We start from the raw sequence: 24,887 nt of genomic DNA, 5'->3' as shown, positions 1-24,887 counted from the left end.
CCCACTTCCCGCCGAAAGGACGCACCCTCCATGCCCGCCATCGCTCGCCGACACCGACTCCTTCTGGCCTTCGCACTGCCTGCCGTCCTGTCGCTCGCGGCCTGCGGCAGCGGCGTCAGCCTGGACGAGCCCATCGAGGGGCCGACGTGGCGCCTGGTCCAGCTGCAGGGCGAGATGGTGGACGGTGGTGGCGATCCGCAGGGCACGCCCTCGGTGCAGTTCGGCAGCGACGGCCGGGCCGTCGGCAGTGGCGGCTGCAACCGCTTTTCGGGCACCTACAGCCGCACGGCCAGCCAGCTGCGCATCGGCCAGCTGGCAGCCACCCGCATGGCCTGCGTCGCACCCGAGCGCGGGCAGCGCGAAATGCAGTTCTTCCAGGCCCTGCAGTCCACGGCGAGCTACCGCCTGCAGGCGCCGGCGCGCCTCGTGCTGCTCGACGGCAGCGGGCGTACGGTGGCGATGCTGCAGCGCTGAGGGCTGCGCCTGTCGCCCTGCCGCCGGCTGCTCAGCCGGTCAGGCGTTCCAGCGCCTCGCGGTACTTCGCCGCGGTGCGTTCGGTCACGTCGTTGGGCAGGCGCGGCGCGGGCGGCGTCTTGTCCCAGGGCTTGCCGTTGATGCGCACGGCCTCCAGCCAGTCGCGCACGAACTGCTTGTCGTAGCTCGGGGGGTTGGTGCCGGCAGCCAGCGCGGCCTCGTAGCCTTCCACCGGCCAGTAGCGCGAGCTGTCGGGTGTGAGCACCTCGTCCATCAGCACCAGCTGGCCGGTTTCGTCCAGGCCGAACTCGAACTTGGTGTCGGCGATGATCATGCCGCGCTGCAGCGCGATCTCGGCCGCCGTCTCGTACAGCGCGATGCTGGTCTCGCGGATCTGCTGGGCCAGCTGCGGGCCGATCATTTCGACCACGCGCTCGTAGCTGATGTTCTCGTCGTGCTCGCCCACGGCGGCCTTGGCGGCGGGCGTGAAGATGGCGCGCGGCAGCTTGGCCGAATTGACGAGTCCCTCGGGCAGCGGCACGCCGCAGACTTCGCGGTTCTCCTGGTATTCCTTCCAGCCGCTGCCGGCCAGGTAGCCGCGCACCACGGCTTCGACCGGAATGGGCTTGAGGCGCTTGACCAGCATCGAGCGGCCCGTGACCTGCGCCACCTCTTCCGGGCGCACCACGCTCTCGGGCGCCTCGCCGGTCAGGTGGTTGGGGCAGATGCCGCCCAGGCGGTCGAACCACCACAGCGCCATCTTGGTCAGGATCTCGCCCTTGCCCGGGATCGGCTCGCCCATGATGACGTCGAAGGCCGACAGCCGGTCGCTGGCGATCATGAGGATGCGGTCCTCGCCGACGGCGTAGTTGTCGCGCACCTTGCCGCGTGCAAGCAGGGGCAGGCTCTGGATGGAGGAGGTATGGACGGTCGTGGCCATGGAGGTGCCGGGCGGCAGGGTGAAGGAGGAAAGCAGCGCGCGATTATCCGCGGGTGGTGACAGGCCGGTGTCACCGCCTGTATGCGTGTCGCGCGCGAAAAAAAGCCACCGCGCGGGCGGTGGCCGGTCCGGAAGGCGCCGGCGCCTGTCCGATGGTTTATTGGACGACCTGCGCCAGCTCGCCCTGGGCGTACTTGGCGGCCATCACCTGCAGGCCCGCGCCCTTGATCTTGCCAGCCTGGCCTTCGCAGCCGAATTCCAGGTAGCGCTGCTTGCACACGGCCTTGGCGGCTTCGCGGGCCGGCTTCATCCACTCGCGCATGTCGAACTTCTCGGGGTTCTCGGCCATGAACTTGCGCACGGCACCGGTCATCGCCATGCGGATGTCGGTGTCGATGTTGATCTTGCGCACGCCGTACTTGATGGCTTCCTGAATCTCGGCCACGGGCACGCCGTAGGTTTCCTTCATCTGGCCGCCGTACTGGTTGATGATGGCGCGCAGCTCCTGCGGCACCGACGACGAACCGTGCATCACCAGGTGGGTGTTGGGGATGCGGGCGTGGATTTCCTTCACGCGGCTGATCGCCAGGATGTCGCCCGTGGGCGGACGGCTGAACTTGTAGGCGCCGTGGCTGGTGCCGATGGCGATGGCCAGGGCGTCCAACTGGGTGGCCTTGACGAACTGGGCGGCCTCCTCGGGGTCGGTCAACATCTGGCTGTGGTCCAGCTTGCCTTCGGCGCCGATGCCGTCTTCCTCGCCGGCATCGCCGGTTTCCAGGTTGCCCAGGCAGCCCAGCTCGCCCTCGACGGTCACGCCGACCTTGTGGGCCATCTCGACGACCTTGCGGGTCACTTCCACGTTGTAGGCGAAGTCGGCCGGGGTCTTGCCGTCCTCACGCAGCGAGCCGTCCATCATCACCGAGCCGAAACCCAGGTCGATGGCGCCAGCGCAGATCTTGGGGCTGGTGCCATGGTCCTGGTGCATCACCAGCGGGATGTGCGGATAGGCCTCGGTCGCCGCCTGGATCAGGTGCTTGATGAAGTGCTCGCCGGCATATTTGCGGGCGCCGGCGCTGGCCTGCAGGATCACCGGGGCGCCGACTTCGTCGGCAGCGGCCATCACGGCCTGCACTTGCTCCAGGTTGTTCACGTTGAAGGCCGGAATGCCGTAGCCGTTGGCGGCGGCGTGGTCCAGCAACTCGCGCATCGAGACAAGTGCCATGGTGATGTCCTCTTAAATTAATCGTGGAAAAGTGCGAAAAAATTCCAACGATTCTACTGAGGGGGCCTGTGGGATGGGTCCGACGGCGCCAGTCCGAGGAAGTGCAGAAGCGGCGGCATCACCGGTCCGCCGATCCACTGCACGCGGGTGGCGACGGCGCCCATCAGCGTGATGTGGCTGAGGTTGTCGAAGGTGTGGACCTCCACCGGCACGCCTGCCACCTCCAGCTTGCGCGCCATCTGGGCGGTGTTGCGATGCGGGTCGACCAGGTTGTCCCGGCTGGCCGCCATGAGCAGCGTGCGCGGCGCGGCGGCCGAGACATGGTTGATCGGCTGCGATTCGGGCATCGTGCGCGGCCAGTCGAAGGCGCGCTTCACGTCCGGGTCGCCGATGGGCAGGAAGTCGTAGGGCCCGGCCAGGCCGATCCATCCGGCCAGTTGCCGAGGACTCGCCCCGAGCGCCTGGAGCCAGCGCGGATCGAGCGCCACCATGGCCGCGTTGTAGGCGCCCGAGCTGTGTCCCATGACATAGACCTGGGCCGGGTCCGCGCCCAGGCGGGCGGCGTTGTCCAGCCCCCATTTCACGGCCCGTGCGCTGTCCTGCACAAAGGCCGGATAGCGCACTTCGTGCGAGAGCCGGTAGTCGGCCACGGCCACGATGGCGCCGCGCGAGGCCAGCGCCTCGCCGACGAAGCGGTACTGGGCCCGTTCGCCCGTGGTCCAGGTGCCGCCATAAAAGAAGACCACCAGAGGCCGCCGGCCGGCCGCAGGCGCCGTGCGCGCCAGCGGCTGGTACACGTCCAGCCGCTGGCGCGGCTCGCTGCCGTAGGCGATGTCGTTCTGGACGGTGTAGGTGTCGGTGGGCGTGAGCCGGTCGACCAGCTTGATGGGGGAGCAGGCGCCCAGCGAGAGCGCGCCGGCCACGACGGCGAGCGCGGCCGCGACGGTGCGCAGCAGGGGAGGGTGGGAAGGCATGCCTTCCCATACGCAGGCGCCGCCGCTTTGGTTTCCGGCGCGCGCCGCTGTCCTACGCGGCCGGCGGGGCGGCCCGGCTGGCCGGCGTTCAGGACGCCGTGCAGATCCTCAGCATGTTGGTGCCGCCGGGCGCCCCCATCGGCTCGCCGCAAGTGATGGCGTACACATCGCCGCTCTGGACGATGCCGCGCTTCTTGAGGTGTTCCTCCGCCTGGTGGAGGGCGGCATCGCGGTCGTTCTGTGTCTCCGTCAGCAGCGGGCGCACGTTGCGGTAGAGCGCCATGCGCCGCTGCGTCGTCAGCCGCGCGGTCAGGGCATAGACCGGGATGTGCGCCGCATGGCGGCTCATCCACAGCGCGGTGGAACCCGATTCGGTCAGCGCCACGATGGCCTTGGCGCCCAGGTGGTGCGCCGTGAACAGCGCGCCCATGGCGATGGACTGGTCGATGCGGGTGTAGTGCTGGCCGCTGAAGTCCAGGTCGCGCGAGGTGTCCTCGGCCTGCTCGGCTGCCTCGCAGATGCGGCTCATCTCCTTGACCGTCTCCAGCGGGTAGCGGCCGGAGGCCGTCTCGGCCGACAGCATGACGGCGTCGGTGCCGTCCAGCACGGCGTTGGCCACGTCGCTCACCTCGGCGCGGGTGGGCACGGGGTTGGCGATCATCGATTCCATCATCTGCGTGGCGGTGATGACCACGCGGTCCATCTCGCGGGCCATGCGGATCATCTTCTTCTGCAGCGCCGGCACGGCGGCATTGCCCACCTCCACCGCCAGATCGCCGCGGGCCACCATGATGCCGTCGCTGGCGCGCAGGATCTCCTCCAGCCGCGGGATGGCCTCGGCACGCTCGATCTTGGCGATCAGGCCCGGCTTGTGGCCCCACTCGGCGCCGGCCACGTTGCAGAGCTGGCGGGCCATCTCCATGTCGGTGGCGTTCTTGGGAAAGCTCACCGCCACGTAGTCGGCCTGGAAGCTCATGGCGGTCTTGATGTCCTCCATGTCCTTGGCCGTGAGCGCCGGGGCCGTGAGGCCGCCGCCTTCCTTGTTGATGCCCTTGTTGTTGGAGAGCTCGCCGCCCACCAGCACGGTGGTGTGCACCGCATCGCCGCGCACGCCGTCGACCCGCAGCACGATCAGGCCGTCGTTGAGCAGCAGCCGGTCGCCGGCCTTCACGTCGCGCGGCAGGTCCTTGTAGTCCAGGCCCACGGCCTGGACGTCGCCGGGCTCCAGGCGGGCGGCGTCCAGCACGAAGGGCGCGCCGGGCTCCAGCCAGACCTTGCCCTCGGCGAACTTGCCCACGCGGATCTTGGGGCCCTGCAGGTCGGCCATGATGGCCACCTCGCGGCCGGCACGGCGGGCGGCCTCGCGCACCATGGCGGCGCGGTCGATGTGGTCCTGGGCCTGGCCGTGGCTGAAGTTCAGGCGCACCACGCTGACCTTGTGGACGATCATCTGCTCGATCAGCGCGGGCGTGCTGGACGCGGGGCCGAGCGTGGCGACGATCTTGGTGGCGTGGCGGGGAATGCGGGGGGCCATGTGCGGGAGTCTCCAGGTCGCGCCGCCCGAAAAGCCCGGGCGGCGAAGAATTCTCACCCAAAGGCCCGGAGGTGCCTCGCGCTGCTCCCATGCCGTCAAGGAATAGGGCTTATCGGCATGACATGCGGGGCCGATTTGACGGCCGTCATCCTCGGGAAAGCCGCATCGGTTATCGTCGACGGTTGTCCAGATTCGAAAACCGCCTATTTTTCAATGGCTTACAGACCCGAACTCTCGCTGCCCGAGCCGCTTGAGCCCAGCGCGCCGCTGCCGCACCGCAAGATCATCCGCAGCTGGCTGACGCCCCTGGCGCAGCGCAGCACTTGGCGCGCCTTCGCGCTCCTCACGCTCGACTACCTCCTCTTCTTCGGCCTGATGGCCGCCGTGGTGCTGGTCGATTCCGTCTGGCTCAAGCTGCTGGCCGCCCTGGCTGCCGGCTTCGTCATCGGCCGCCTGTTCATCATTGGGCACGACGGCTGCCACCAGAGCCTGACCGAGAACCGCCGCCTCAACAAGTGGCTGGGCCGCATCGCCTTCCTGCCCTCGCTCACGGCCTACAGCCTCTGGGACATGGGTCACAACGTGGTGCACCACGGCTTCACCAACCTCAAGGGCGTGGACTTCGTCTGGGCCCCCATGACGCAGGATGAGTACCGCGCCATGTCGCCGATGCGCCGCGTGGCCGAGCGCATCTACCGCAGCGGCTGGGGCCCGGGCCTGTACTACGCCGTGGAGATCTGGTGGGCCAAGATGATGTTCCCCAGCAAGAAGATCATGGGCAATACCTACCGCCCGGTCTTCACCCGCGACTGCCTGCTGGTCAGCGGCTTCGCGCTGGTGTGGATCGCCGCCCTGGTCGGCGCCGCCTTCGCCAGCGGCCAGTCGGCCTGGCTGCTGGTGCTGCTGGGCTTCGTGGTGCCGATGGTGTTCTGGTTCAACATGATGGGCTTCGTCATCTATGGCCACCACACCCACGTCAAGGTGCAGTGGCACAACGAGAAGGCCGCCTGGCAGCGCGCCCAGCCCTTCGTCTCCACCACCGTCCACCTGACCTTTCCGTTCCGGATCGGCGCGCTGATGCACCACATCATGGAGCACACCGCCCACCACGTGGACATGAGCATCCCGCTGTACAAGCTCAAGGAAACGCAGAAGGTGCTCGAGCAGATGCTGCCCGGCCGCATCATCATCCAGCGCTTCTCGTGGAAGTGGTACTTCGACACCGCCCGCGCCTGCAAGCTTTATGACTTCACGCGCCAGTGCTGGACCGACTTCAAGGGCCGCGCCACGAGCGAGCTGCGCTCGTTGGTGCCGCCGCAGGCGGCCGAAGCCGTCGCCCGTCCGGCCTGACGTGACGACCTGATCCCCCGCAGCGGCCTGCCGCCGCGTGCGGCGACAAAACAAAAAACCCGGTGCCGCAGCAATGCGGACCGGGTTTTTTGTTGGGCGGACGGCTTGGCTGGCAGGTGAGGCGGTGGCGGTACCCAGGCGCCGCCGCGCCGCCTCCGGACGCTCAGCCCGCTGCGCGCTTTTCCAGGATCTCGAAAGCCGGCAGCTTCTTGCCTTCCAGCACTTCCAGGAAGGCGCCGCCGCCGGTGGAGATGTAGCCCACGTCCTTCTCGATGCCGTACTTGGCGATAGCCGCCAGCGTGTCGCCGCCGCCGGCGATGGAGAAGGCGCTGCTCGCCGCGATGGCGCGGGCGATGGCCTCGGTGCCCTTGGCGAAGGCGTCGAACTCGAACACGCCGACCGGGCCGTTCCAGACGATGGTGCCGGCCTCGCGCAGCTGGGCGGCGAGCTGCTCGGCGGTCTGCGGGCCGATGTCGAGGATCAGGTCGTCCTCGGCCACCTCGGTGGCGGGCTTGACGGTAGCGGGCGCGTCGGCCGAGAAGCTCTTGGCCGTCACCACGTCCACCGGGATCGGCACGGCGGCGCCGCGGGCGCGCATGGCCTCGATCACGGCCTTGGCCTCGTCGACCAGATCGGCCTCGGCCAGCGACTTGCCGATGGGCAGGCCGGCGGCCAGCATGAAGGTGTTGGCGATGCCACCGCCCACGATCAGCTGGTCCACGTTGGCGGACAGGCTCTTGAGGATGGTCAGCTTGGTGCTCACCTTGGAGCCGGCCACGATGGCCACCAGCGGCCGCTTGGGCGCGGCCAGGGCCTTGGTGATGGCGTCGATCTCGGCCGCCAGCAACGGGCCGGCGCAGGCCACGGGTGCGAACTGGGCGATGCCGTAGGTGGTGGCCTCGGCGCGGTGGGCGGTGCCGAAGGCGTCGTTGACGTAGATGTCGGTCAGCGCGGCCATCTTGCGGGCCAGCGCCTCGTCGTTCTTCTTCTCGCCCTTGTTCAGGCGGCAGTTCTCCAGCAGCACGACCTCGCCCGGGGCGACCTGCACGCCGTCGGTCCAGTCGGCCACCAGGCGCACGTCGCGGCCCAGCAGCTCGCCCAGGCGCTGGGCGACAGGGGCCAGCGAATCCTCGGGCTTGAAGGCGCCCTCGGTCGGGCGGCCCAGGTGCGAGGTGACCATCACTGCCGCGCCGGCGTCCAGCGCCATCTGGATGCAGGGCACCGAGGCGCGGATGCGCGTGTCTTCGGTGATGCGGCCGTCGTCGTCCTGCGGAACGTTCAGGTCGGCGCGGATGAAGACCCGGCGGCCCTGGGCCTTGCCTTGTGCACACAGATCGGAGAAGCGGATGACGTTCATGGTTGCGGCTTGGGAGGAAGTTGTCTCGGCGCCGTCCGCGTGCGGGACGGGCAACAGGCCATTGTAGGGAGCGGCTTTGCCGCTACCAGCCCAATCCCAGGTGCAGGGGCAGGTACACCGCCATGCCGCCGGCCATCGTGATGAGGGTGCTGCGCCGCCAGAAGTACAGCGCCGCGCCCACGGCGGCGGCGAAAAGGCGCGCATCCTGCCAGGAGGGGACCAGGTGCCCGCCGCTCATCACCACCTCGGGCGCCACCACGGCGGCCAGCGCGGCCACCGGTGCGTAGCGCAGGGCCCGGTGCACCCAGGCCGGCAGCGGCAGGCTGCGCTCGCTGATGAAGAAGAAGCAGCGCGTAACCACGGTCACCACGGCCAGGCCCAGAATGATGGCGACGGTCCACGGATCGGTCTGCATCAGCCCGCCTCTCCGGTGCGGCCGCGGGCCAGGCGGCCCAACTGCTGTTCGAGCCAGAAGCAGGCCAGCACCGCCAGGCCGATGGACACCACGATGTTCAGCCGCAGGGGCAGGGCGTAGGCCGCCACCGCGGTGGCGCTGGCGATGAGCAGCGCCAGCACCTGCAGACGGGTGGTGACCATCGACGCCAGGATGCCCACCAGCGCCAGCACGCCGGCGAAGCCCAGGCCCCAGCGCTGGGGAATCAGTTCAGCAAGCGCGACGCCGGCGAGGCTCAGCAGGATCCAGCAGCTCCAGTTGACGGTGTAGCCGCCCACGAGGTACGCCTCCTGGTCGTCGCGCTCGGCCTGGGTGGTGGGTGGCTGCGGATAACGACGGGTGAAGACGGCATAGCTCAGGTCGCCCGTCAGGTAGCCGTGCACCAGGCGACGCCAGCGCGGCATGTGCATCAGGTAGTGGCGCAGGTGCAGGCTGAAGACGACGAAGCGCAGGTTGACGCAGAAGGCGGTGGCCAGGATCACCCAGGCCGGTGCGCCCGCCACCAGCAGCGGCACGGCGGCCAGCTGGGCGCTGCCTGCGTAGACCAGCAGCGTCATCAGCACGGCCTCCAGCGGCGACAGGCCGGCCTTCACCATGGCCACGCCGGTCATCAGGCCCCAGGCGCCAATGCCCAGCGCCACCGGCGTCATCAGCCGGGCGCCCTCGCGGAAAGCCAGCCGCCGGCGGAGGGCGGACGACCAGAACATCAGGCCAGCACCGTGCCGGCGGCCAGGGGCGCCCCGCGCAGGAAGTCGGCCGCCGCCAGGCGCTTGCCGCCGGCCCGCTGCAATTGCGTGGCCACCAGCAGGCTGCCGCCGCCGGCCGCGATGACGACACCGTCGGCATCGGCGCGCAGCACGGTGCCCGGCACCGGGCCGGTGGCGCCAGCCGCGGGTCGTGCATGTGCCGCCCAGATCTTCAGCGGCTGGCCGTCCAGCTCGGCCACGGCCCCCGGGAAGGGATCGAAGGCGCGCACCCGGCGGGCCAGGGTGGCGGCGTCCTGCGTCCAGTCGATGCGGGCCTCGGCCTTCTCGATCTTGTGGGCGTAGGTCACACCCTCGGCCGGCTGGGGCGTGCGCGGCAGCGGCCCGGTCTCCGCCTGGCGCAGCGCCTGCACGATCAGCCGACCGCCCATCGCGGCCAGCCGGTCGTGCAACTGGCCGGTGCTTTCCTGGGCGCCGATGGCGAGGGATTCGGCCAGCAGCATGTCGCCCGTGTCCAGGCCGGCGTCCATCTGCATGATGGTCACGCCCGTTTCGGCATCGCCGGCCTCGATGGCGCGGTGGATCGGGGCCGCGCCGCGCCAGCGGGGCAGCAGGCTGGCGTGGATATTGAGGCAGCCCAAGGCCTGGGTGCCGGCCGGCGCCCCTTCGCCCTGGCCGGCCATCAGGTCCAGCACCCACTGCGGCAGGATCAGGCCGTAGGCGGCCACGACCATGGCATCGGCCCGGGCGGCCGCCAGCTGCTCGCGCGCCTGGGCGGCGTCCTCGGGGTACTTGCCATCCAGGCGCAGGCTGCGTGGCTGGGCTACCGGCCATCCCCGGGTCAGGGCATGCGCCTTGACCGGCGAGGCCTGCAGCTTCATGCCGCGGCCGGCAGGGCGGTCGGGCTGAGTCAGGACCAGGGCGATCTCGATGCCGGCGGCATCCAGGGCTTCGAGCGCCACGCGGGCGAATTCGGGCGTGCCCGCGAAGACGATCCTCATCGGTGGGGAAATGCTTTCAAGGACGGTTGGGCGGCACGAAGCGCAGGTCGTCGCCCGTGTGGTAGCGGCGCACCACGCCCTGGGGGTCGATGTAGATGTAGAGCAGGCGCGGTGTGCTCAGCTGGCGGTAGCGCCACTGCCATACGTCGCCCTGGAACGACCATACGCGCGAGATCTCCTCCGGCCGGCCGAAGGCGCGCAGCACGTCGGCCACCCGCCACTGGTCGACGAGGATCTGGCCGAAACGGCCCTCGTCCAGTTCCTGTGTCACGGCGACGACGCGGCCACTGGCGTCCAGGTCGACGTTGTTGACCTCGAATCCGGCGGGTTGGCGGGAGTACTGCAGGCGTTCGCCCGCGGGCAGCGGATAGGTGGCCGTGGGCGCACCGAGCCGCTGCAGCACCTCGGCGCGCGGGGCGCCCGGCGGCACCCATTGCGGTTCGCTGGCGCAGCCCACCAGCCAGGCGGCGGCGGCCAGTGCGCACCCGAGGGCGAGGCGACGGCCGGTGCTCATGCGCTGCGCCGCCCGCCCTCGCGTTGCACGTCGCGCTGCGCCTTCAGCAGCTTGGTCTTGATGCGGTTTCGCTTGAGCGGCGACAGGTATTCGACGAACACCTTGCCCAGCAGATGGTCGAGCTCGTGCTGGATGCAGATCGCCAGCAGACCCTCCGCCTCGATGGTCTGCGGGTTGCCGTCGGCGTCGAGCGCTTGCACGCGCACGGCGGTGGAACGCTCCACGCCGTCGTAGATGCCCGGCACCGACAGACAGCCCTCTTCGTTCATGACCTTCTCGTCGCTGGCCCAGACGATCTCGGGATTGATCAGCACCAGCGGCTCGTTGCGCTCCTCGGACACGTCGATCACCACCAGGCGCTCGTGCACGTCGATCTGCGTGGCGGCCAGGCCGATGCCGCTTGCTTCGTACATGGTCTCGAGCATGTCGGCCACCAGGGTGCGGATGCGCGCGTCGACGGCCTGCACGGGCTTGGCCACGGTGTGCAGGCGCGGGTCGGGATAGCTCAGGATGGTTCGCAGGGCCATGTCTCTTACGGAAAGTTGTGGCTATTTTCGCCATTTCGACCCCCGCCCGACGCCGCTGCGCCCGGATGACGTTGCTGCCGGCAGGGCTTGCGCGCAAAATCGTTGCAAATTGTGAGTATTCGCTACTCCCGCCCGCGCCGTGGCAGGATGGCGCGCCGACCATGTACCACCTTCGACTGCCTGCCATCCCCCTTGCCGCCGCGGCCCTGCTCGGTCATTTCGCCGCCCACGCGCAGAACTACCCGGTGACGCCGGCTCAGCGGGCCGTCGCGCAGCAGACGGCCCAGCAGGGCGTGCCCCTGTCCGAACTGGCGCCCAACGCGCCCGACGAATACACCGTCAAGCGTGGCGACACGCTCTGGGCCATCTCTAAGATGTACCTGCTCAAGCCCTGGCGATGGCCCGAGCTGTGGGGCATGAACCTCGGCGAGATCGCCAACCCGCACCGCATCTATCCCGGCCAGGTGCTCTACCTCGACAAGACCGGGGGCCGCGCCCGCTTGAGTCTGCGTCGCGGCCTGGGCGGCAGCGGCGACACGGTCAAGCTGTCGCCGCGCACGCGCTACGACTCGGCGGCCAACCTCGCACTGCCCACCCTCGATCCCAGCCGCATCGACGCCTTCCTGACCGAGCCGCTGGTGGTCGAGGAGGGCACGCTGGCCGCCGCCCCGCGGATCGTGGCCGGCAACGACGAGCGGGTGCTGCTGTCGCGCGGCGACCGCGCCTATGTCCGCGGCCAACCCGGGGCGCCGCTGGTCGAGCCGGCAGGGCCGCTGCCGCAGTACCGCGTCTTCCGCAATGCCACGCCGCTCAAGGATCCGGGCACGGGCGAGATCCTCGGCTACGAGGCGCAATACGTGGGCCGCGTGCGCCTCGTGCGCGGCGAGTCGCAGACGCCGGCCACCGACTCGGCGCCGGGCGTCGCGGTGCCGGCCTCGGTCGACGTGATCGCCGCCCGCGAGGAGATGCGTGCCGGCGACCGCCTGTTGCCCGAGCCGCCCGAGCAGCTGATCAGCTACGTGCCCCGCGCGCCGGCCCAGCCGGTGGAAGGCGGCCGCATCATCTCGATCTACGGCAATGGCGTGCAGTACGCCGGCCAGAATCAGGTCGTGGCCATCAACAAGGGGCTGCGCGACGGCATCGAGAGCGGCAACGTGCTGGCCATCCTCAAGAACGGCCAGACCATCGTCGACCGCACCGGCGGCGACAAGGAGACGCTCAAGCTGCCCGACGAACGCATCGGCCTGCTGATGGTGTTCCGTCCCTTCGAGCGCGTCTCGTACGCCCTGGTGCTCGAGATCACCGACACGCCCCGCGCGGGCGACCGCCTCACCAATCCCTGAACAACAAGGGCGCGGGGTGGAGAGGGAGGATCTGCGGGGCTGGCTGCGGCTGGCCCTGGCCCCCGGTGTAGGGGCCGGTACCGCAAGAAGGCTGCTCACGGCCTTCGGATGGCCGGACGCGGTGTTCGCGCAACCGGCCGCCGCCCTGGAGGCGCTGTGCAGCCCGGCCCAGGCCCGGGCGCTGCTCGACGAGCAGGAGGGCTTCGCGGCCATGCTCCACCGCACGCGCGAATGGTTGGATGCGACCGGCCCCGAGGGCGCCGTGCACCGCATCGTCGCCCTGGGCGATGCCGCCTATCCGCCGGGGCTGCTGGAGATCGCCGATCCGCCGCTGATCCTCTACCTGCTCGGCCCGGCCGGGCTGGTGGATGCGCCCCTGCCCGGCGACGGCCTGGCCATCGTGGGCAGCCGCAATCCCACACCGCAGGGCGCCGTCGATGCACGCCTCTTCGCCCGCGCGCTGGCCGAGGCCGGCTTGCCCATCGTTTCGGGTCTCGCGCTGGGCGTGGACGGGTCGGCGCACGAGGGCGCGCTGGAAGCCGCCACGGCGGCGGATGGCCGGCTGAGCACCATCGCGGTGGTGGGCACGGGGTTGGACCGCGTCTACCCGGCGCGCCACCGGTCGCTCGCCCACCGCATCGCGGCCCGGGGCGTGATCCTGAGCGAACAGCCGCTGGGCACGCCACCGCTCACGGCCAACTTCCCTCGCCGCAACCGGCTGATCTCCGGGCTGTCGCAGGGCACGCTCGTGGTGGAGGCGGCATTGGCCTCCGGCTCGCTGATCACGGCGCGCTGCGCGGTCGAGCAGGGCAAGGAGGTGTTCGCCATTCCCGGCTCCATCCACTCGCCGCAGTCGCGGGGCTGCCATGCCTTGATCCGCCAGGGCGCCAAGCTGGTGGAAACCGCGGCAGACGTGCTGGAGGAACTGCGCCGGCCCGCCGCGGCATCCGTCCCAGGCACTGCCTCGCTCTTCGAGCGCGAAGGCGCGAGCGAGGTGGACGAAGCGGCCACGCCCGGGCCGGAGGACGGCGACGGACTGCTGAAGCACCTCGGCCATGCGCCGGCCACCCTGGACGCGCTCTGCGCCCGCACCGGCCTGGCCACGCCGGTCCTGCAGGCCCGGCTTCTGGAGCTGGAACTGGACGGCCGCGTCGGCCGACTGCCCGGCGGCCTGTTCCAGCGCATCGAAGTGGGCTGAGCACGCCCGGTTGGCAGCTGGCTGGGGGCGTTTCGTCGGCGCTTCTTCTGCGCCTGTCGGGCAAACACGGCGCATGCCGCGTTGGAAGGGCCGCGATTCTGGATTCTGGTTTCGCCTATCGCTCAAGCTGGGAGGGCTCGAGCGGCCGCGGAGCAGGCCATGCCAGAGCACCCGCGGAACTGGCTCCGCCAGGCCGCCGGGTGCGCCCCCCTCCAAGCCGAAGGCGCAAGAGAGGGGGGAGCCGCGAAGCGGCATGGGGGCCGCCCCTTTTCCTAGCTCAGCAGCCGTTCCGGATTGGCGTCGATCTTGGCCAGGGCCTCGCGGGTGGCGCGGACGGTCAGCGTCTCCTCTTCCGCCGGCACGAGCAGGCCGCCGTGCAGGTAGGCGGCGAGGCGCTGGGCCTGGATCAGGAACTGCCGGCCATCGGGCGAGCCGAACAGGTGCAGCTGGCGGTGCTTGCTGCGCCACACGAACTGCACCTGGCTGGGCCGTCCGTTGTGGTCGAGGAGGAACCAGGCGCCCACCTGCAGCGCGTTGGCCCATTCCAGCGCCTCCGGCGGCGCCTCGGCGCCGTTGTTGGCCAGCACTTCCATCGACGACACGTCGATGCCCAGCAACAGCTCCAGGTGGGTCGAGTCCAGGGCCAGCGGCTCGGCGCTCTGGTCCGCGATCACCGCCTCCAGATTGGCCAGCCGGCCTGCCAGGTTCTCGATCTGCGCGGCGGGAATGCTCTCGGTCTTGGCCGTGAAGGCGTCCGAGAGCGTGCGGCCCAGCGTGCGGATGTGGTCCTCCTGCGGCTGCCCGGTCAGGCCCATCAGGTCCATGCCCTGGCGCAGGCGCTGCAGCAGCGAGGGCAGGGCCTGGATCATGCGGGCGCGCTCGCTGCGGCTCGGCTTGGCGCTGGCCGCCCAGACCAGCTCCGAGGCCACCCGGCGCAACTGCGCCGTCTGCTCGTCCTGTGCGCCGTACTTGAGCGCGCCGATGGCCAGCACTTCCGCCCACACCTTGAACAGGAACTCGCGGATCTCCTCGCGCACCGGCATGTCGTTGAGCATCTTGCGAAGCTCGATGGTGTACTGGATGGCCAGCGTCTCCTTCTGCTCCACCTGCTGCGCGACGCTCATCACCTTCTGGGTGGCGTCGTTCTGGGTCAGGTACTTGGAGAGGAAGGCCACGAACTCGTCGTAGACCAGCTTGAACACGCGCTGGCCGGTTTCCGGGTACTGCTCGATCACCTGCACCACGCGGCGGATTTCGCTCTCCAGCGCGCTGCCGGAGATGGCGGCGGCGTCGAAGCCCATCACGACCGAGCCCATGCGGTCGATCAGCATGCGCGCCGGATGCTGCAGGGAGGCGAAGAACTCCGCATCGGCCACCGCCACCCGCAGCACGGGCATCTGCAGCCGGGCGAACCACACGCGCACGGAGAAGGGAATGCGCTCTTCGGCCAGGATGGACTGGAACATCAGCGCGACCACTTCCACCGTCGCCTTGTCGGCCGATGTGGGCGCACGCCGCTTGAGCTCGCCGCTCTGGCGCCGAAGGTCGCTGGCGGCACGCTGCATAAGGCCGGGCTCGGCCACGTCCACGTACACGCCCACGTTGAAGGGATAGGCGGCTTCCACGTCGGCGATGGCAGCGGTGAAGGCCTGGGCGCCGGTGTTGGTGGCCCAACTGCGCCGCTCGACGCCCATGGGCATCGGGCCGGCCGTGTGGCCCGTGGGGCCCGCGCCGTAGGCGTAGGCGTAGGCCGGGCCGGGAGCGCCCCCGCGGCCGCTGTGCCCGCCGGGGGCGGTGGTGATGCCGCTCGCGCCTCCACCCCCGAGGGAGGCCGGGCCGCCCTCGCCCCCGCCAGCCACCACGCCGCCGATGATGCGCCGCAGCCGCCCGAGCACGGCGCTGGCCTGCTGTCGCGCGGAAGCCATGGCGCCGGGGCTCGCGGCGAAGGGGGCAGCGTCGGGCATGGCCCGGGTGCGATCCCAGGGGCCCGCGGCCCCCTGGCGGCCGGCCGGTGCGCTCCCGCTCGCCGGGCCCAGGGGACTGGCGGCGCTGTCCGCGCCCCGTCGCACCAGGCTGCGCAGTTCGATCTCCGGCATCACCCCGCGCGCGATCAGGAAGGCATTCAGGGCCTCGTAGCCCTTGCTGGCGGCATCGCCGAGGTGGCCCGCGAGGACGTCCTGCACCTGCGACCACAGGGCGCGCGGCAGTCCGGTCGATGTCCATTCCTCGACCAGGATGGAGGCCAGTGTCTCCGGCCGCAGCACGTCGCCGCTCGCCCAGTCGGCCCCGCTGCTGCCCTCCAGATGCTGGATGCGCAGCTTCAGTTCATTCAGTTCGAAAGGTGAGCGGTCCTGGAGCGCCATCGCCAGTCGCGAGACCAGGATGCTGTTCTCCACGACCTCGTCGCCCACCAGCTCCAGCCGCAGCGATCCGCTGGTCGAGGTGCCCGCGGCCGGAGCCTGAGACAGGGCCTGCGACCAGCGCTGGCGCACCGCCTCCAGCCAGCGCGCGTGGTCGGCCTCCCAGGCGAGCAGGTGATCGCGGTTCTCCTGCATCTTGCGGGCCGTGCCCACCTCGCCGGCCAAGGCCAGCAGCCGGTCGCGCACGGCCTGGGTGGTGCGCAGCACCGCCGCCTCCATGGCGTGCACGAAGCGCTCGCGCGACTCGCGCGCGAGCAGCAGGGCAGATTCGCGGGGGAGCGAAGGGCTCATGGCGACAGGGAGGGCGCATCAGCGCCGGCAGCGGGCAGGGCGTTCACGCAGGGGGCAAGACAGGCGGAACGAAAGATAGTGAATTGTTGTTAATTCCAACTGGTTCGAATGTAACGGAGGCCGCCACTGCACCGTATGCGGGGTCCGCCCAAGTCCCGAAGCGCGGGTCAGAAAAGCGTCGACAAGGCGACAGGCTGCACAGATACGCGCGGCGCCGCATGCGGCATGCCCTGTCCAGAAAAGAAGAAACCCGGCCGGGGCCGGGTTGGACGTGGGGGCCGGTGCGCGCTTACACCGTGGCGCCGGCGTTGGGATCGTTCGGATCCTCGTCGCGCTTGGCCGGGCCGCCCTTGATCAGGTCCTCGCGCTTCACCCCCAGCCACATGGCGATGGACGCCGCCACGAAGCAGGAGGAATAGATGCCGAAGCAGATGCCAATGGTCAGCGCCAGCGCGAAGTAGTGCAGCGTCGGGCCGCCGAAGAAGAACATCGACAGCACCACCAGCTGAGTGGAGCCGTGGGTGATGATCGTGCGGCTGATGGTGCCCGTGATGGCGCTGTCGATGATCTCGACCGTGTCCATCTTGCGATAGCGCCGGAAGTTCTCGCGGATCCGGTCGAAGATCACCACCGACTCGTTCACCGAGTAGCCCAGCACCGCCAGCACCGCCGCCAGCACCGCCAGCGAGAACTCCCACTGGAAGAAGGCGAAGAAGCCCAGGATGATCACCACGTCGTGCAGGTTGGCCAGCACGGTGGACAGCGCGAACTTCCATTCGAAGCGGAAGGCCAGGTAGATCATGATGCCCACCACCACCATGCCCAGCGCCTTCAGGCCGTTGGTGGTGAGCTCGTCGCCCACCTGCGGGCCGACGAACTCGTTGCGGCGCAGCTGCACCGACGGGTCGACCGTCTTGAGGGCGGTCATCACGCGGTTGCTCTGCTCCTGCGAGCTCACGCCCTTCTGGGCCGGCAGGCGGATCATCACGTCGCGCGAGCTGCCGAAGTTCTGCACCTGCACGTCCTGATAGCCCAGGCCACTGACGGCGCTGCGCACCTTGTCGAGCTCGGCCGCCTGCGGGTAGTTCACTTCCATCACCGTGCCGCCGGTGAACTCCACCGACAGGTGCAGCCCGCGATGGAACAGGAAGAAGACGGCCGCGACGAAGGTGATGATCGAGATCGCGTTCAGCACCTTCGCATAGCGCATGAACGGGATGGTGCGGTGGATGCGGAAGAATTCCATGGTCGTTGTGCTCCGTGCCGCGGTTTACTTGGCCTTGGCCAGGGCCGTGTCGTCGGCCTGGCCCGGACGCCAGACGGTGCCGATGGACACGGTCTTGAGCTTCTTCTTGCGGCCGTACCAGAGGTTGACCAGCCCGCGCGAGAAGAACACGGCCGAGAACATCGAGGTGACGATGCCGATGCAGTGCACCACCGCGAAGCCGCGCACCGGGCCCGAGCCGAAGGCCAGCAGCGCCAGGCCCGCGATCAGGGTGGTCACGTTGGAGTCGAGGATGGTGCCCCAGGCACGGTCGTAGCCGGCGTGGATCGCGGCCTGCGGCGAGGCGCCGTTGCGCAGCTCTTCGCGCACTCGCTCGTTGATCAGCACGTTGGAGTCGATGGCCACACCGATGGCCAGCGCCATGGCCGCGATGCCCGGCAACGTGAGCGTGGCCTGCAGCATCGACAGGATGGCCACCAGCAGCAGCAGGTTCACGCCCAGCGCGATCGACGAGAAGACGCCGAACAGCGCGTAGTACACGCACATGAACACCATGATCGCCAGGAAGCCGTAGGCCACGCTCTTGAAGCCCATGGCGATGTTGTCGGCACCCAGGCTCGGGCCGATGGTGCGCTCTTCGATGATCTCCATCGGCGCGGCCAGCGAGCCGGCGCGCAGCAGCAGGGCCAGGTCGTTGGCCTCGACCACGTTCATCGAGCCGGAGATCTGGAAGCGCGTGCCCAGCTCGCCGTTGATCGACGGCGCCGTCAGCACCTCGCCCTTGCCCTTCTCGAACAGCAGGATGGCCAGGCGCTTGCGGTAGTTGTCGCGGCTGACGTCGCGCATGATGCGGCCGCCCTTGGCGTCCACGGTCAGGTCGACCTTGGGCTGCTGCGTCTGCGAATCGAAGCCGGGCTGCGCGTCGGTCAGGTTCTCGCCGCTGATGACGACCTGCTTCTTGACGATCACCGGACGGCCTTCGCGGTCCATGAAGCGCTCCGAGCCGAAGGGCACGGGGCCGGTGCCCAGTTCGGCGGCGCGGCCTTCGGCGCTTTCGTCCACCAGGCGGAGTTCCAGCGTGGCGGTGCGGCCCAGGATTTCCTTGGCCTTGGCCGTGTCCTGCACGCCGGGCAGTTGCACGATGATGCGGTCCAGGCCCTGCTGCTGGATCACCGGCTCGGCCACGCCCAGTTCGTTGATCCGGTTGTGCAGCGTGGTGATGTTCTGCTTGAGGGCGCTGTCTTCCAGGCGTCGGGCCGCCTCGGGCTTGATGGTCACGGCCAGCTTGTAGTCGCTGCCGTCCTGGCTGGCGGTGGCCGCCAGGTCGGTGAACTGGTCCTGGATGATGTTCTGCGTGGCCTGCTGGGCGGCGGCGTCGCGCAGGCGCACCTCGATGGCCTGGCCGTTGCGCGTGACGGCTGCGCCGCGGATGCTCTTGTCGCGCAGGGCGGTGCGCAGGTCGCTGGCGAAGGTCTCGGCGCGCTTGTCCAGGGCGCCCTGCATGTCCACCTGCAGCATGAAGTGCACGCCGCCGCGCAGGTCCAGGCCCAGGTACATCGGGAAGGCATGCAGTGCCGACAGCCAGGTCGGCGAGCGCGACACCAGGTTCAGCGCCACCACGTAGGGTGCGTCATTGGCATCGGGCACCAGGGCATGCTGCAGCACGTCGCGGGCCTTGAGCTGGTCGTCGGTGGTGCCGAAGCGGGCGCGGATGGAGTTGGCATCCAGCGTCAGCATGTCGGGCGTGAGGTTGGCGGCCTTGAGCGCCGCTTCCACGCGCTGCTGCGTCGAGGCATCCACCTTGACGGTGGACTTGGCGGGCGAGACCTGCACGGCCGGCGCTTCGCCGAAGAGATTGGGCAGGGTGTAGATCAGCCCCACCAGCAGCACGATCACCATGATCGCGTACTTCCAGACCGGATAGCGGTTCATCGCTGGATACCTAAGGAATCGAGACGCGGATGCGCTCAAAAAGAGAGGCTGCCCCGGGGGCAGCCTCTGCGCCTAATTACTTGTAGCTGCCCTTGGGGAGCACCTGGACCACGGCGCTGCGCTGCACCTTGATCTCGACGCCGTTGGAGATTTCCAGCGTCAGAAACTGGTCGCCCATGGCGCTGATGCGGCCGACCACGCCACCGGCGGTGGCCACGTCGTCGCCCTTGGCCAGCGCGTCGAGCATGGCGCGCGTTTCCTTCTGGCGTTTCATCTGCGGGCGGATCATGACGAAGTACAGCACCACGAACATCAGCACCAGCGGCAGCATGCTGGTGAGGGAAGACATCATGTCGCCGCCACCGGCGGCAGGGGCGGTCTGGGCGAAAGCGGAGGAAATGAACAAGGGAGGTCTCCAGGAGAGCGGATGGGGTCTGACCGCAGGCGGTGCCCGCGGTTCCGGGGCGGCCGGATCGCTGGAAGCGGGGCCGCCGGTGCGCGAAGAGACCCACGAGGGGAGGGCTTCGCACAACCGGCGGATTGTATGCGGGGGGTCTTGACGGGCCGGCGTCAAGCCGGCACGCGGCGCGGGATATTGCACGCCCTGCCAAGGCTGCTGTCACCGCGCGCCTCGGCCTGCACCCCGGACAGCGGCGCGCGGCATTCCGCGGGGCGGACGGCCGCGCGCGCTGATCAGGCCGCGGCGCGTGTGGCCGGCTCGCCCGTGCGCCAGCGCGCCATCAGCGACTGCCAGCGCGTGCGCACAGCAGCCAGGTTGCGTTCCTTCACATGGCCGTAGCCGCGGATGCCGTCGGGCAGCGCGGCGATCTCCAGCGCCAGCGCATGATGTTCGGCGTCCAGGCCCTGCAGCACTTCCTCGATGGCCGCGCGGTATTCGCCGATCAGCGCGCGTTCGGTGCGGCGCTCCTCGGTGCGGCCGAAGGGGTCTAAAGCGGTGCCGCGCAGGCCCTTGAGCCGTGCCAGCACGCCGAAGGCGCGATGCATCCATGGACCAAAGCGTTGCTTGACCAGCTCGCCCTTGGCGTTGCGCTTGGCGATCGCCGGCGGCGCCAGGTGGTAGTGCACGGTGTAGTCGCCTTCGAACATCTGGTCGATGCGCTCGCGGAAGCCCGTCTGCGTGTGCAGGCGCGCCACCTCGTACTCGTCCTTGTAGGCCATCAGCTTGAAGAGCTGGCGGGCCACCGTCTCGGCCAGCGCCGTCTTGCCCAGCGGCGCCTCGGCCGCGCGCACGCGTTCGACGAAGGCGCGGTAGTCCTCGGCATAGGCGCCATTCTGGTAGTCGGTCAGGAAGTCCACGCGCCGCGCCACCAGCGAGGCCAGCGTCTCGCGCTTCTTGAACTCGATCACCTGGCCCGGGTTCAGGCGCTGGGCCATCTCGGCCGGCCGGTGCGCGGCCTGGCGGCCCCATTCGAAGGCGGCCTTGTTGGCCTCGATGGCGACGTTGTTGAGCTCGATGGCGCGCATCAGCGATTCGTGTGCCAGCGGAATCCAGCCCTTCTGCCACGCATAGCCCAGCATCATCGGGTTGACGAAGAGCGTGTCGCCCATCAGCTGCGAGGCGGCCGCATCGGCGTCGAAGGCGCCCACGCCGGCCTCGCCCACGGCCTTGCCGATCTGCACGGCACAGGCGTCCTGCGGGTTCTGCCACTGCGCGTTCTTGACGAAGCTGGCGGTGGGCGTGCTGTGGGTGTTGAGGGCCACGTGCGTGCGGCCCTCGCGCATGCGGGCCAGGGTCTCGCCGTTGACCGTGACGATGGGGTCGCAGGCCAGCACCAGGTCGGCGGCGGCGGTGCCGACGCGGGTGGTGCGGATGTCGTCCTGCCGCGCCCCGATCAGCACATGGCTCCAGGTGGCGCCGCCCTTCTGGGCCAGGCCGGCGGCGTCCTGCGTGACGATGCCCTTGCCCTCGATGTGTGCTGCGACGCCCAGCAGCTGGCCGATGGTGATGACGCCCGTGCCGCCCACGCCCGCGACGACGATGCCCCAGACCTGGTTGGCCGCCAGCGCCGGCAGCGCAGGCTCGGGCAGGGCGCCCAGTTCGGCCGGCGTACCGGCATTGCCCTTGGCCTTCTTCTTGAGCTGGCCGCCTTCGACGGTGACGAAGCTGGGACAGAAGCCCTTCAGGCAGCTCATGTCCTTGTTGCAGGTGCTCTGGTTGATGGTGCGCTTGCGGCCGAACTCGGTTTCCAGCGGCTCCACCGACAGGCAGTTGCTCTGCACGCTGCAGTCGCCGCAGCCTTCGCACACCAGGTCGTTGATGACCACGCGCTTGGCCGGATCTGCCATCGTGCCGCGCTTGCGGCGGCGGCGCTTTTCGGTGGCGCAGGTCTGGTCGTAGATGATGGCCGTGGTGCCGGCGATCTCACGGAACTCGCGCTGCACCGCGTCCAGCTCGTCGCGGTGGCGCACCTTCACCGTCTCACCGGCGTAGCTGCCCGGAATGGCCACGCCCTGGTACTTGGCCGGCTCGTCCGTGACGATCACGACCTTCGTCGCGCCTTCGGCATGCAGGCTCTCGGCGATCTGCAGCACCGAATGGCCCTCGGGCCGTTCGCCCACCTGCTGGCCGCCGGTCATGGCCACGGCGTCGTTGTAGAGGATCTTGTAGGTGATGTTGACGCCCGCCGCGATGCTCTGACGGATGGCCAGCAGCCCGCTGTGGAAGTAGGTGCCGTCGCCCAGGTTGGCGAACAGGTGCTTCTCGTGCGTGAAGGGCGCCTGGCCCACCCAGGGGACGCCCTCGCCGCCCATCTGCGTGAAGCCGTAGGTGGACCGGTCCATCCAGTTGGCCATGTAATGGCAGCCGATGCCGGCCATGGCGCGCGAGCCTTCGGGCACCACGGTGCTGGTGTTGTGCGGGCAGCCCGAGCAGAACCATGGCACGCGGTCCGCGCCCTGTACACCGCCGGCGTTGAGCACCTGCATCGAGCGCTCCTTGGCCTCCAGCAGCGCCATCTGCGCCTCCACGCGGGCCACCAGGTCGGCACCGCCCGAGGCCAGGATGCCGGTCTTCTTCAGCCGCTTGACCAGCGCCCGCGCGATCAGCGCCGGGTTGAGGTCGGCATTGGCGCGCAGCAGCGTGTTGGCCGTGGGATTGGGCATGGCCCATTCGCCGCCGGAGAAGTCGCCCGCCAGCTCGTCGAACTTGCCCAGCACGTTGGGCCGCACGTCGGGGCGCCAGTTGTAGAGCTCTTCCTTGAGCTGGTATTCGATGACCTGGCGCTTCTCCTCGACGACCAGGATCTCCTGCAGGCCGGTGGCGAAGTCGCGGGTGAGCTGTGCCTCCAGCGGCCAGACCACGCCCACCTTGTGCAGCCGGATGCCCAGTTGGCGGCAGGCGGCGTCGTCCAGGCCGAGGTCGGCCAGGGCCTGGCGGGTGTCGTTGTAGGCCTTGCCGCTGGCCATGAGGCCATAGCGGTCGTTGGGCCCCTCGATGACGTTGTGGTTGAGCCGGTTGGCGCGGATGTAGGCCAGCGCGGCATACCACTTGTAGTGCATGAGGCGCGCCTCCTGCTCCAGCGGCGCGTCGGGCCAGCGGATGTGCAGGCCGCCGGGCGGCATGTCGAAGTCGGTGGGCAGCACGATCTCGACCCGGTCCGGGTCGATCATGGCGGTGGCGCTGGATTCGACGATCTCCTGGATCGTCTTCATGCCCGACCAGATGCCGGCGAAGCGGCTCATGGCGAAGGCATGCAGGCCCAGGTCCAGGATCTCCTGCACGTTGGCCGGGAAGAACACCGGCGTGCCGCAGGCCTTGAAGATGTGGTCGCTCTGGTGCGCGGCGGTGCTGCTCTTGGAGATGTGGTCGTCGCCCGCGATGGCGATCACACCGCCCAGCGGCGCGGTGCCGGCCATGTTGGCGTGCTTGAACACGTCGGAGCAACGGTCCACGCCCGGCCCCTTGCCGTACCAGATGCCGAAGACGCCGTCGAACTTCTGCTGCTCCTTCGGCGAGAAGCCCAGCATCTGCGTGCCCCACAGCGCGGTGGCCGCCAGCTCTTCGTTGACGCCGGGCTGGAAGACGATGTTCTGCGCCTTGAGGTACTTGCTGGCCTTCCACAGCGCCTGGTCGTAACCACCGAGCGGGGAGCCGCGGTAGCCGCTGATGAAGCCGGCGGTGTTGTGGCCCTGCTGCGCATCGCGCAGGCGCTGCAGCATGGGCAGCTTGACCAGCGCCTGCACGCCGCTCATGAAGGCGCGGCCGTAGTCCAGGCTGTATTTGTCATCGAGCGTGACCGTCTCGAGGGCCTTGCGGATGTGTTCGGGCAAGGGAGCGTTCATCGTTGTCTCTCTCCGTCGGCTGGGGCCTTGTGGGCCGTGGCAGGTGGGCAGGGCGCCGGGTGGAAGTCCCCCGATGCATCATGTGCGCAAAGTGTATGCCCGGCCCTTGGATAGGTGTTTGCTTTCCATGCGCTGAAAACGGATGATCGGGAAAGGATCTTGCGCAAAGGGTGCCGCTTTGGAAAGCATTGACAAATATGACCTCGCCATCCTGCGCGAGCTGCAGGACGACGCCCGGCTCACCAATGCCGAGCTGGCCCAGCGGGTCGGGCTGTCGGCCGCCCCCTGCTGGCGCCGGGTGCGCGCCCTGGAGGCGCAGGGCTACATCAAGGGGTACCACGCCGAGCTGGACCGCCGCAAGATCGGCTTGGGCGTCCTGGCCTTCGTGCGGGTGGACACCGACCGCGCCACCAGCGACGCCACCCGCGTGCTGGAAGAGGCCATCCGCCGCCTGCCCGAGGTGGTGGCCTGCCACTACATCAGCGGCAACGGCATGTTCGAGCTCCAGGTGGTGGCGCAGGACCTGGACGCCTTCTCCCGCTTCGCGCTCAACAGCCTGATGACGCTGCCCAACGTGAAGGACCTGCACACCAGCTTCTCGCTGGGCGAGGTGAAGGCGAATTCGGCGCTGCCGCTGGGCCACCTGGGCGGGTGAGTGCCCGCAGGGGCCCTGCTGCGGCGCGGGGCGTTAGGGGAGCGCATCGGCCTGCGGGCGGCTTTCAGCCCGGCCGCCGCACGCCGACGGTAGCGGCCGTTCAGGCAGCGCCGACCAGCGTGAAGTGCTCGACCACCGGTGGATGCGCGAAGAAAGGCCCGACGATGGCGCGCCATTCGGCGAAGGCCGGCGATTCGCGGAAGTCGACCGTGTGGTTCTCCAGCGTCTCCCATTCGATCTGCAGCAGGTAGCGCTCGGGCGATTCGATGCCCTTGACGACGCGCCAGCCGCGAAAGCCCTTCGCCTTGGCGATGACGGTCTGCAGGCCGCGCACGATGGCGGCGTCGAAGTCGGCCTGGCGGCCGGGCTGGATGCGGATGTCTGCGGTTTCGAGGATCACGGGAGAGTCTCCTGAGGGTTGAAAGAAGGGGGATGGTGCATCGCCGGCTCGTGTCACGTAGGGCACCCGG

The 24,887-nt window shown here is 69.4% G+C and carries 21 protein-coding genes; 5 read left to right on the top strand and 16 right to left on the bottom strand.

What is annotated here, in order from left to right:
* Positions 1-30: 30 nt before the first annotated feature.
* The gene (locus ACT54X_RS26200) at positions 31-474 is read left to right on the top strand and encodes an META domain-containing protein (protein ID WP_294376657.1); all 444 of its coding nucleotides are present in this window, start codon (positions 31-33) and stop codon (positions 472-474) included.
* A 31-nt stretch (positions 475-505) separates the two neighbouring features.
* On the opposite strand, the gene ACT54X_RS26195 is transcribed toward ACT54X_RS26200, so the two are convergent.
* From ACT54X_RS26195 to pyk, 4 genes are all read right to left on the bottom strand, one after another.
* Positions 506-1,414 carry a phosphoribosylaminoimidazolesuccinocarboxamide synthase gene (locus ACT54X_RS26195; protein ID WP_476349497.1) on the bottom strand — a complete coding sequence of 303 codons (909 nt, stop codon included), beginning with the start codon at positions 1,412-1,414 and terminating at the stop codon, positions 506-508.
* Between the two features lie 157 nt (positions 1,415-1,571).
* Entirely contained in the window at positions 1,572-2,636 is a 1,065-nt protein-coding gene (gene fba / locus ACT54X_RS26190; protein WP_043114233.1) for a class II fructose-bisphosphate aldolase, read from the bottom strand.
* Positions 2,637-2,689: 53 nt separating this feature from the next.
* Positions 2,690-3,610: an alpha/beta hydrolase gene (locus tag ACT54X_RS26185; RefSeq protein WP_476349495.1), complete on the bottom strand. Its 921-nt coding sequence runs from the start codon at positions 3,608-3,610 to the stop codon at positions 2,690-2,692.
* 88 nt (positions 3,611-3,698) lie between these two features.
* Entirely contained in the window at positions 3,699-5,144 is a 1,446-nt protein-coding gene (gene pyk, locus ACT54X_RS26180) for a pyruvate kinase (protein ID WP_295374871.1), read from the bottom strand.
* A 213-nt stretch (positions 5,145-5,357) separates the two neighbouring features.
* Here pyk and ACT54X_RS26175 point away from each other — a divergent pair, with 213 nt between their 5' ends.
* Positions 5,358-6,494 (top strand): fatty acid desaturase, encoded by a 1,137-nt coding sequence (locus ACT54X_RS26175; protein ID WP_294376644.1) that lies wholly within the window; start codon positions 5,358-5,360, stop codon positions 6,492-6,494.
* Positions 6,495-6,657: 163 nt separating this feature from the next.
* Here ACT54X_RS26175 and ACT54X_RS26170 read toward each other — a convergent pair whose 3' ends face one another.
* From ACT54X_RS26170 to def, 6 genes are all read right to left on the bottom strand, one after another.
* Complete coding sequence (locus ACT54X_RS26170) at positions 6,658-7,851, bottom strand: phosphoglycerate kinase (RefSeq protein WP_354321532.1); 1,194 nt, start codon at positions 7,849-7,851, stop codon at positions 6,658-6,660.
* A gap of 82 nt (positions 7,852-7,933) precedes the next feature.
* Positions 7,934-8,269, bottom strand: a complete 336-nt coding sequence (locus ACT54X_RS26165; protein ID WP_354321581.1) for an AzlD domain-containing protein — start codon at positions 8,267-8,269, stop codon at positions 7,934-7,936.
* Entirely contained in the window at positions 8,266-9,012 is a 747-nt protein-coding gene (locus ACT54X_RS26160) for an AzlC family ABC transporter permease (RefSeq protein WP_294376638.1), read from the bottom strand. Before ACT54X_RS26160 ends, ACT54X_RS26165 begins: the two co-directional genes overlap by 4 nt.
* Entirely contained in the window at positions 9,012-10,010 is a 999-nt protein-coding gene (gene fmt / locus ACT54X_RS26155) for a methionyl-tRNA formyltransferase (protein WP_476349492.1), read from the bottom strand. The genes ACT54X_RS26160 and fmt overlap by 1 nt, the downstream gene beginning before the upstream one ends.
* Before the next feature lie 16 nt (positions 10,011-10,026).
* Positions 10,027-10,524, bottom strand: a complete 498-nt coding sequence (locus ACT54X_RS26150) for a hypothetical protein (protein WP_294376630.1) — start codon at positions 10,522-10,524, stop codon at positions 10,027-10,029.
* Positions 10,521-11,051 (bottom strand): peptide deformylase, encoded by a 531-nt coding sequence (def, locus tag ACT54X_RS26145; protein ID WP_294376627.1) that lies wholly within the window; start codon positions 11,049-11,051, stop codon positions 10,521-10,523. The genes ACT54X_RS26150 and def overlap by 4 nt, the downstream gene beginning before the upstream one ends.
* Positions 11,052-11,212: 161 nt before the next feature.
* Here def and ACT54X_RS26140 point away from each other — a divergent pair, with 161 nt between their 5' ends.
* Together ACT54X_RS26140 and dprA are read left to right on the top strand one after the other, a co-directional pair.
* Positions 11,213-12,394 carry a LysM peptidoglycan-binding domain-containing protein gene (locus ACT54X_RS26140; RefSeq protein ID WP_294376623.1) on the top strand — a complete coding sequence of 394 codons (1,182 nt, stop codon included), beginning with the start codon at positions 11,213-11,215 and terminating at the stop codon, positions 12,392-12,394.
* A 16-nt stretch (positions 12,395-12,410) separates the two neighbouring features.
* Positions 12,411-13,592 carry a DNA-processing protein DprA gene (gene dprA / locus ACT54X_RS26135; protein ID WP_294376620.1) on the top strand — a complete coding sequence of 394 codons (1,182 nt, stop codon included), beginning with the start codon at positions 12,411-12,413 and terminating at the stop codon, positions 13,590-13,592.
* 272 nt (positions 13,593-13,864) lie between these two features.
* Here dprA and ACT54X_RS26130 read toward each other — a convergent pair whose 3' ends face one another.
* The 5 genes from ACT54X_RS26130 to ACT54X_RS26110 all read right to left on the bottom strand — a co-directional run bounded on the left by ACT54X_RS26130 (position 13,865) and on the right by ACT54X_RS26110 (position 23,762).
* On the bottom strand, positions 13,865-16,303 hold the full coding sequence (locus ACT54X_RS26130) for a DUF1631 family protein (RefSeq protein ID WP_294376619.1): 2,439 nt from the start codon (positions 16,301-16,303) through the stop codon (positions 13,865-13,867).
* 289 nt (positions 16,304-16,592) lie between these two features.
* Complete coding sequence (gene secF, locus ACT54X_RS26125) at positions 16,593-17,549, bottom strand: protein translocase subunit SecF (RefSeq protein ID WP_294376616.1); 957 nt, start codon at positions 17,547-17,549, stop codon at positions 16,593-16,595.
* 24 nt (positions 17,550-17,573) lie between these two features.
* Entirely contained in the window at positions 17,574-19,460 is a 1,887-nt protein-coding gene (gene secD, locus ACT54X_RS26120) for a protein translocase subunit SecD (RefSeq protein WP_294376613.1), read from the bottom strand.
* 76 nt (positions 19,461-19,536) lie between these two features.
* Positions 19,537-19,866, bottom strand: coding sequence for a preprotein translocase subunit YajC (gene yajC, locus ACT54X_RS26115; RefSeq protein WP_234193418.1), 330 nt, complete (start codon positions 19,864-19,866; stop codon positions 19,537-19,539).
* Between the two features lie 287 nt (positions 19,867-20,153).
* Positions 20,154-23,762: an indolepyruvate ferredoxin oxidoreductase family protein gene (locus tag ACT54X_RS26110; protein ID WP_476349487.1), complete on the bottom strand. Its 3,609-nt coding sequence runs from the start codon at positions 23,760-23,762 to the stop codon at positions 20,154-20,156.
* 178 nt (positions 23,763-23,940) lie between these two features.
* Between ACT54X_RS26110 and ACT54X_RS26105 the strand changes: the two genes are divergently transcribed.
* Positions 23,941-24,417: an Lrp/AsnC family transcriptional regulator gene (locus ACT54X_RS26105; RefSeq protein WP_294376605.1), complete on the top strand. Its 477-nt coding sequence runs from the start codon at positions 23,941-23,943 to the stop codon at positions 24,415-24,417.
* 100 nt (positions 24,418-24,517) lie between these two features.
* On the opposite strand, the gene ACT54X_RS26100 is transcribed toward ACT54X_RS26105, so the two are convergent.
* A complete protein-coding gene (locus ACT54X_RS26100) occupies positions 24,518-24,817 on the bottom strand; it encodes an antibiotic biosynthesis monooxygenase family protein (protein WP_294376602.1) in 300 nt (99 codons plus the stop codon).
* Positions 24,818-24,887: the final 70 nt, after the last annotated feature.

This window comes from Pseudacidovorax sp. DMC4 (genome assembly GCF_056314265.1).
Note: the sequence above shows the minus strand (reverse complement) of the source record. Positions and strands in the feature narration are given on the sequence as shown.

Bases quoted from the DNA above. Each gene is read 5' to 3' on its own strand.
- fmt (WP_476349492.1), bottom strand. From the start codon at position 10,010: ATGAGGATCGTCTTCGCGGGCACGCCCGAATTCGCCCGCGTGGCGCTC.
- ACT54X_RS26185 (WP_476349495.1), bottom strand. From the start codon at position 3,610: ATGCCTTCCCACCCTCCCCTGCTGCGCACCGTCGCGGCCGCGCTCGCC.
- ACT54X_RS26200 (WP_294376657.1), top strand. From the start codon at position 31: ATGCCCGCCATCGCTCGCCGACACCGACTCCTTCTGGCCTTCGCACTG.
- ACT54X_RS26160 (WP_294376638.1), bottom strand. From the start codon at position 9,012: ATGTTCTGGTCGTCCGCCCTCCGCCGGCGGCTGGCTTTCCGCGAGGGC.
- fba (WP_043114233.1), bottom strand. From the start codon at position 2,636: ATGGCACTTGTCTCGATGCGCGAGTTGCTGGACCACGCCGCCGCCAAC.
- secD (WP_294376613.1), bottom strand. From the start codon at position 19,460: ATGAACCGCTATCCGGTCTGGAAGTACGCGATCATGGTGATCGTGCTG.
- pyk (WP_295374871.1), bottom strand. From the start codon at position 5,144: ATGGCCCCCCGCATTCCCCGCCACGCCACCAAGATCGTCGCCACGCTC.
- ACT54X_RS26130 (WP_294376619.1), bottom strand. From the start codon at position 16,303: ATGAGCCCTTCGCTCCCCCGCGAATCTGCCCTGCTGCTCGCGCGCGAG.
- ACT54X_RS26175 (WP_294376644.1), top strand. From the start codon at position 5,358: ATGGCTTACAGACCCGAACTCTCGCTGCCCGAGCCGCTTGAGCCCAGC.
- def (WP_294376627.1), bottom strand. From the start codon at position 11,051: ATGGCCCTGCGAACCATCCTGAGCTATCCCGACCCGCGCCTGCACACC.
- ACT54X_RS26110 (WP_476349487.1), bottom strand. From the start codon at position 23,762: ATGAACGCTCCCTTGCCCGAACACATCCGCAAGGCCCTCGAGACGGTC.
- ACT54X_RS26140 (WP_294376623.1), top strand. From the start codon at position 11,213: ATGTACCACCTTCGACTGCCTGCCATCCCCCTTGCCGCCGCGGCCCTG.
- ACT54X_RS26170 (WP_354321532.1), bottom strand. From the start codon at position 7,851: ATGAACGTCATCCGCTTCTCCGATCTGTGTGCACAAGGCAAGGCCCAG.
- secF (WP_294376616.1), bottom strand. From the start codon at position 17,549: ATGGAATTCTTCCGCATCCACCGCACCATCCCGTTCATGCGCTATGCG.
- ACT54X_RS26150 (WP_294376630.1), bottom strand. From the start codon at position 10,524: ATGAGCACCGGCCGTCGCCTCGCCCTCGGGTGCGCACTGGCCGCCGCC.
- ACT54X_RS26195 (WP_476349497.1), bottom strand. From the start codon at position 1,414: ATGGCCACGACCGTCCATACCTCCTCCATCCAGAGCCTGCCCCTGCTT.